This window comes from Roseateles sp. P5_E11 (genome assembly GCF_054049355.1).
Genome location: NZ_JBFUMO010000329.1, coordinates 1 through 6,511, shown reverse-complemented (window position 1 = coordinate 6,511; position 6,511 = coordinate 1). Strand labels below are relative to the sequence as shown.

General features: G+C 67.9%; 7 protein-coding genes. All 7 read right to left on the bottom strand.

What is annotated here, in order from left to right; all coding sequences use genetic code 11:
• On the bottom strand, window positions 1-515 hold a 515-nt coding region (locus tag ACXJKR_RS20855; RefSeq protein WP_457324441.1), incomplete at its 3' end, for an FAD-dependent oxidoreductase.
• Between the two features lie 97 nt (window positions 516-612).
• A complete protein-coding gene (locus ACXJKR_RS20850; RefSeq protein WP_056202403.1) occupies window positions 613-1,563 on the bottom strand; it encodes a LysR family transcriptional regulator in 951 nt (316 codons plus the stop codon).
• The gene (locus ACXJKR_RS20845; RefSeq protein WP_457324439.1) at window positions 1,560-2,327 is read right to left on the bottom strand and encodes an SDR family oxidoreductase; all 768 of its coding nucleotides are present in this window, start codon (window positions 2,325-2,327) and stop codon (window positions 1,560-1,562) included. The genes ACXJKR_RS20850 and ACXJKR_RS20845 overlap by 4 nt, the downstream gene beginning before the upstream one ends.
• Window positions 2,328-2,497: 170 nt before the next feature.
• Window positions 2,498-3,478, bottom strand: coding sequence for an L-arabinose ABC transporter permease AraH (araH, locus tag ACXJKR_RS20840; RefSeq protein ID WP_056202407.1), 981 nt, complete (start codon window positions 3,476-3,478; stop codon window positions 2,498-2,500).
• Window positions 3,479-3,480: 2 nt separating this feature from the next.
• Window positions 3,481-4,992 carry an L-arabinose ABC transporter ATP-binding protein AraG gene (araG, locus tag ACXJKR_RS20835; RefSeq protein ID WP_457324438.1) on the bottom strand — a complete coding sequence of 504 codons (1,512 nt, stop codon included), beginning with the start codon at window positions 4,990-4,992 and terminating at the stop codon, window positions 3,481-3,483.
• A gap of 1 nt (window position 4,993) precedes the next feature.
• Window positions 4,994-5,968: an arabinose ABC transporter substrate-binding protein gene (locus ACXJKR_RS20830; RefSeq protein ID WP_457324440.1), complete on the bottom strand. Its 975-nt coding sequence runs from the start codon at window positions 5,966-5,968 to the stop codon at window positions 4,994-4,996.
• Window positions 5,969-5,994: 26 nt separating this feature from the next.
• Window positions 5,995-6,511, bottom strand: a 517-nt coding sequence (locus ACXJKR_RS20825; RefSeq protein WP_457324437.1) for an SMP-30/gluconolactonase/LRE family protein, incomplete at its 5' end; no start/stop codon positions are given.

Below are 6,511 nucleotides of genomic sequence, written 5' to 3'. Positions count from 1 at the left end.
GCCAGGGCCAGCTCCAGGCCGATGACGCCGGCGCCGACGACAGCGATCGACTTCGGCAGGTCGACCCAGACGAAGACATCGTCATTGACGATCAGCCTGGCACCCAGCCCTTCGCGCCAGCCCGCCGGCACGAAGGGCCGGGAGCCGGTTGCGATAACGACGGTGCGGGCCTCGACGCGCTGGCCATCAACGTCCAGCACGCCTTGGGCGAGGAAGCGCGCCCGGCCGAAAAGCCGCGTGGATTCCGGCCAGCCATGCACCGTCTCGAGCACGAAACCGACGAAACGATCGCGCTCCTCCCGCACCCGCTGCATGACCGCCCGGCCGTCAATGCGCGGCGCCTCGGCCTGCACGCCGAAGCGATGCGCCTCGCGCACGGCCTGGGCTGCTTCGGCCGCAGCGATCAGCAGCTTGCTGGGCATGCAGCCGACACGCGCGCAGGTGGTGCCGTAGTGGGCGGCCTCGATCAGCAGCACGCGGTCGGTGTGGGCGCGCGCGGCGCGGTAGGCAGCCATGCCGGCAGTGCCGGCGCCGATGATGGCGACGTCGCAGGAGAAGGTCACGGTGCTGGGCTTCCTGTGTGTCCGACTGGGCAGGATAGCCGCTGCCGCGTCAGGTGTGCAGGCCGCGCCGCGCGGCTTCCTCGCGCAGGCAGTTCAGCATCAACTCTGCGCCTGGCGACAGCTGATGGCCGCGGCGGGTGACGATGCCATACGCGTCCATGCGCAGGCCGAGGTCGAAGTTGAGCACCGCCAACAAACCCGCCTCCAGATAGGGCTTGACCAGCTCTTCGGGCAGGGCCGACAACATGTCGGACTGGCCGAGCAGGCTGGTGATGACGGGCAGGGACAGGGTCTCGACGGTCTGCTGGGGCTGGTCCAGGCCGGCCGAGAGGAACAGGGCGGTCAGGCGGTCGCGCAGGATGCTGCCGCCGGGCGGCAGGATCCAGCTCTGGCGGGCCAGCTCGGGCAGGCTGAGGTCGCGACGGTCGGACAGCGGGTGGCCGGCGCGCACGACCAGGCAATGCGGCTCGTCGGTGAGCGGTTCGAAGCTGAGCTGGGCGGCCGACTCGCTGTCCAGCACCCGGCCGATGACGAGGTCGAGCTCACCGTTCTGCAGGTGCTGGATGAGCAGCTTGCTGGTGTCCACCGAGATGGCGACATGCACCCGCGGCTGGCGGGCCTTGAGCTGCGTGATGGCGGCCGGCAGCAGCGTCGTCGAGGGCGTCAGCACGGAACCGACCGCCACGCGGCCCGACAGGCCCGACAGCAGTTCCATGAGCTCCTGATGGCCGGCGTCCAGCTCGGCCAGGGCCGCGCCGGCGCGCCGGATCATGACCTCACCGTACCAGGTTGGCGCCACACCGCGCGGCAGGCGCTCGAAGAGCTTGACGCCCAGAGCGTGCTCGAGATCGGCCAGCAGCTTGGATGCCGCCGGCTGCGTCAGGTTGGCGGCCTGGGCGGCATGCAGGATCGAGCCGTGCCGACCGAGTTCCACCAGCAGCACGAGCTGGCGAGTCTTCAGGTGGGAGCGGACAAAGCGATCCGAGCGCGGGTCAGTCATTCGTGATAGAGCTGCGACCGGCCCCCATCGATGAGGATGTCGGTTGCGTTGATGAAGCGGGCTTCGTCGCTGGCGAGGAAGAGCGCAGTGTAGGCAACCTCGATGGGCTCGCCGATGCGCTTGGGCGGCAGCAGCTCGACCTGCCGTTTGGCGTCCTCGGGTGAGTTGGCCAGCCACTCGACGACACGCTCGGACAGGATCAGCCCCGGCGAAATGGAGTTGACGCGGATGTTGTGCGCGGCGTATTGGATGCCTAGCGCCTTGGTCATGCCGATCAGTGCGTGCTTGGCGACGGGATAGGGGAAGGCGTTGGGGATGATGCGGTGGCCGTGCACCGAGGCGACGTTGACGATGCTGCCGCCGCCGCTCTCCAGCATGCCGGGCAGCACGGCACGGCTGCAGTGCATCGCGCCGTCGAGGTCGACGGCGAAGCAGCGTTGCCACTGCGCCGTCGTCATCGCCAGCGGCTCGGCGAAGACGTCCATGCCGGCGTTGTTGATGAGCACGTTGATCGTGCCGAAGCGCTCGACGCCGCGCGCAGCCATCGCGCGCACGGCGGCTTCATCGGCGATGTCGGTGGCGATGAACATGGCGTTGTCATCGCCCAGCTCCTGCACCAACGCCGCGCCCAGCGCCTCGTCGGCTGCCAGCCCGTTGAGGATGACTCTGGCGCCCTCGGCGACAAAGAGCCGGGCGATGGCCTTGCCGATGCCCTGGGTGGAACCGGTCACCAGCGCGACCTTGCCTTGCAGACGTGAACTCATCTCAGCTTTCCATCGTGGCGAACGTCCCACGGTTCGTCGTATTTGCGGGCCGAGCGACGGGCCGCTCCCTAGCCGGCCCGCGCTGGCGATGTGCTTGCGGCTCAATGCCGCAAGCATCGCCGTCCCCGCGGGGGACCGACCAAGGTAATCCTTGGGCGAGGGGCGCCATGTCAGCCACGGCGTTCGCCTCGGGTCTTCAGTTGGTCGAGAAGGACGGCGGCCAGCAGGATGAGGCCACGCACGAGGTATTGATAGAACGCGTCGACGTTGAGCAGGTTCATGACATTCTCGACTGTGCCCATGATGAGCACGCCGATGACGACGCCGAAGATGCGCGCCTTGCCGCCCTGCAGTGACACGCCGCCCAGCACGCAGGCCGAGATGACGTCCAGTTCGAAGCCCGTGGCCGCGTTGGGCTGGCCGCTGGTGATGCGTGCCGACAGGATCAGGCCTGCCAGCGCCGTGACGACGCCCTGCAGCAGGAAGATCCACACGCGCAGCCGTTCCACGCGCACACCCGCCAGGCGTGCTGCCTCGGGGTTGCCGCCGATGGCCAGCGTGTTGCGGCCGAAGACGGTGTGATTGAGCAGCACGCCGAAGATGAGGAAGCTGAAGCCCGTCATCCAGATCGGCAGCGGCAGGCTCAGGAAGCTCGTGTCGCCGAAGCTGATGAAGCCTTCGTCGGCGATACCCACGGCCTGGCCCTTGGACGCGATGAAGGCCAGGCCCCGCACCATCAGCATGGTGGCCAGCGTGGCGATCAACGCGTTGACGCGCAGATAGGCGATCAGCACGCCATTGCCCGCGCCGATCAGCGCGCCGGCCAGCAGCCCGCCGCCGATGGCCAGGCCGACGCTGCCGGTGCGCTCCAGCACCATGGCGCCGAGCACGCCGGCGAAGGCGATGGTTGAGCCCACCGAGAGGTCGAAGTCCCGCGAGGCCAGGCACAGCATCATGGTGCAGGCCACCATGCCGATCTGGGCGACCGACAGCAGCAGGCCGACGATGTTGGCGCTGGAGAAGAAGTTCTCGACGGTGAAGGCCAGCACGACGAAGAGCAGGCCGTAGCCCAGCGTCATGCTGTGTTCCTTGAGCAGTGCGCGGGACGTCGAGGACATGGCGGGGCGGGGCGTGAGAGTGGTCGTGTTCATGATCAATGCAGTGGTGCGGTGGGCGCTCCGTCAGGCAAGGCCAGGGCAAGTGCGGCGGTCTCGCTGGCGTTGGCGCGGTCCAGTTCGCCGCTGATGCGGCCGTCGCGCATGACGATGAGGCGGTCGGTGATGCCCAGCACTTCGGGCAGCTCGCTGGAGATGACGATGACGCAGCAGCCCGAGGCCGCCACGTCGTGGATGATCTTGTAGATCTCGTTCTTGGCACCCACATCGATGCCGCGGGTCGGCTCGTCGAGGATGAGCACCTTCAGCCCTGGTTCGGCCAGCCAGCGCGCGAGGATGACCTTCTGTTGGTTGCCGCCGGACAGCAGGCGGATCTCCTGCTCACGGCTCGGTGTCTTGATGCGCAGCTTTTTGATGAAGTCGTCAGCGCGCTGCGCTTCCTGGCCGTGGCGCAGGAAGACACCACCCGCCAGGCCGTGGCGGCGGCAGCTGATGTTGATGTTCTCGGCGACCGAGCTGTGCGCCAGGATGCCCTGTTCCTTGCGGTCCTCGGGGCAGAGGACGATGCCTGCGGCGATGGCGTCCGCCGGGCTGTGGGCCCGCACCGGCTGGCCGTCGAGCAGCACCTCGCCGCCGCGGCGCGCGTCGGCACCGTAGAGCAGGCGCATCAGCTCGCTGCGGCCGGCGCCGACCAGGCCGAAGAAGCCCAACACCTCGCCGGCTCTCACGGCAAAGCTCAGTGGCGTGGGCAGGCGGTCGCTTTGCAGGCCGCGCGCTTCAAGCCGCATCGGGCCCTGCTGGCGGCTGCGGTAGTCGTAGATATCCTGCAGCTCGCGGCCGACCATGTCGGCGATCAGGCGCTCACGCGGCACCTCGGCCATGACCTCGTGCGTGACGATCTTGCGGCCATCACGGAAGATGGTGCAGGCGTCGCATAGCTCGTACAGTTCTTCGAGGCGGTGCGAGATGTAGATCAGCGTGCGCCCTTCGGCGCGCAGCCGTTTCACCAGCCGGAACAGGATTCCGGTCTCGCGGTGCGACAGGCTGCTGGTGGGCTCGTCGAAGGCGATGACCTTGGCGTCCTGCATGACGGCTTTGCAGATCTCCACCATCTGGCGCTGGGCGATGGACAGCTCCGACAGGCGCGAGGCGGGGTCCAGGTCCACGCCGATGGCTGCCAGTTGTTCGGCCACCAGCCGGCGCGCGGCCTTGTGGTCGACGAGGCCTAGGCGTGTCGGCAGGCGGCCGAGCAGCACGTTCTCGGCCACCGTCAACTCGGCCACGTACTGCAGCTCCTGGTGGATGATGGCCACGCCGGCGGCGATGGCGTCGCCAGCCGAAGTGAAGTGGCGCTCCTGATCATCGATCAGCAGCCGGCCACCATCGGGCTTGTACTGCCCGCCGAGGATCTTCAGCAGCGTGCTTTTTCCCGCGCCGTTCTCGCCGAGCAGGCCCATCACCTGGCCAGCCCTCGCCTCGAAGCTCACCCCGTTCAGCGCCTTGACGCCGGGGAAGTGCTTGCTGATGTTGTCGAACTGCAAGGAAGACATTTCAGAGGCCCATTTGCTTGCGCAGTTCGGCCTGGTTCTGGCGCGTCATCAGCGTGCCGCTGGTCAGCGTGACGGGCGGCGGCGCCTTGCCCGCTGTGGCCCATTCATACACCGCCACGGCGGTCTCGTAGCCATGGCGCTTCGGGCTGATCAGCACCGTGCCGTAGAAGGCGGTCGGCGTCGGTTTGGTGAACTCGTTGAGCGCCGTCTGGCTGCCGCCGATGCCGATGGCCAGCATCGCGTCCTGCTTGATGCCACGGCCTTCCGCGGCGCGCACGGCGCCCAAGGCCGCTTCGTCGTTCAGGCCGAAGGCCACCCACTTCTTGAACTTGGCGTTCTTCGTGAAGGCGATGTTGGCGGCGTTGAAGGCGCTCTCCGTGTCGGTCTTGGCCTGGGGCGCGTCGACCACATTGGCGACCGGCACGCCGGCAGCCTTCAGCGCATCCACCGCGCCCATGGTGCGATCCCGCGCCGTGGGCAACTGGTCGAAGGCCACGCGCAGCACGCCCACCTCGTCGAGCTTCCAGCCGCGTGCCTTCATCTCGGCCAGCAGCCCCTGGCCGACCTGCTTGCCGATCTCGTAGCCCGAGATACCCATGTGGGGGATGTCGGCGATGGGCTTGCCGGCGCCGTCGACGAGTTGGTCGTCCACCGACATGACCTTGAGGTTGTGGCGCTTGGCGGCGCGGTTGACGGCCGCGCCGAGCTTCACATCAGGCGCGCAGATGACGAAGCCGACGGCCTTCTGTGCCGCCAGGTTGTCAATGGCGGCCATCATCTTTTCGCCGTTGGGGATGCCGATCTTCACGAGGGTGAAGCCCTTGTCCTTGGCGGCCTGCTCGGCATAGCGCCATTCGTCCTGGAACCAGGGCTCTTCGGCCTGCTTGACGAGGAAGCCGATCTTGACCGGTTCGGCCGCTTGCAGCGCGAAGGGGGTGGCAAGCAGGGCCAGGGCCAGTGCGGCGCGTCGTTGCATCTTCATTGTTGTCTCCTAGTCTTCCGTCAGTCTTCAAACAGGGCGTCAGGCAMACCCAGCGCCGTGGGCAGGCGCAAGCCGAACAGGCTGCCGGACAGCGGCTGGGCGGCGAGAGCGTCGCGGCTCAGCTCCGTGCGGGCGGTGGTGAGCATCAGCTGGTCCATGCCTTCACCGCCGATGGCGGGGCAACTGGTGTGAGCGGCCGGGGCGCGCAACACGCCCATCAGCCGGCCCTCGGGGTCGTAGCGTGCTACACGGCCAGCGCCCCATTGGGCGTTCCACAGGCAGCCCTCGGCATCGACGACCGAGCCATCGGGCCAGGCGTCGTCCTGGTCCATCGCCGTGAACAGGCGGACGTTGTCGACCTGGGCCGTGTCGGCGTCGTAATCGCACTGCTGGATGCGCTGGGAGAGCGTGTCGCAGAAGTACATCGTGCGGCCGTCCAGGCTGAAGCAGACGCTGTTGGCAATCGCCACCGCCGGCAAGGCCAGGCGGCGCAGGCCGTGGGCCATGGAGTATTGGTAGAAGCTGGCGATCGTGGAC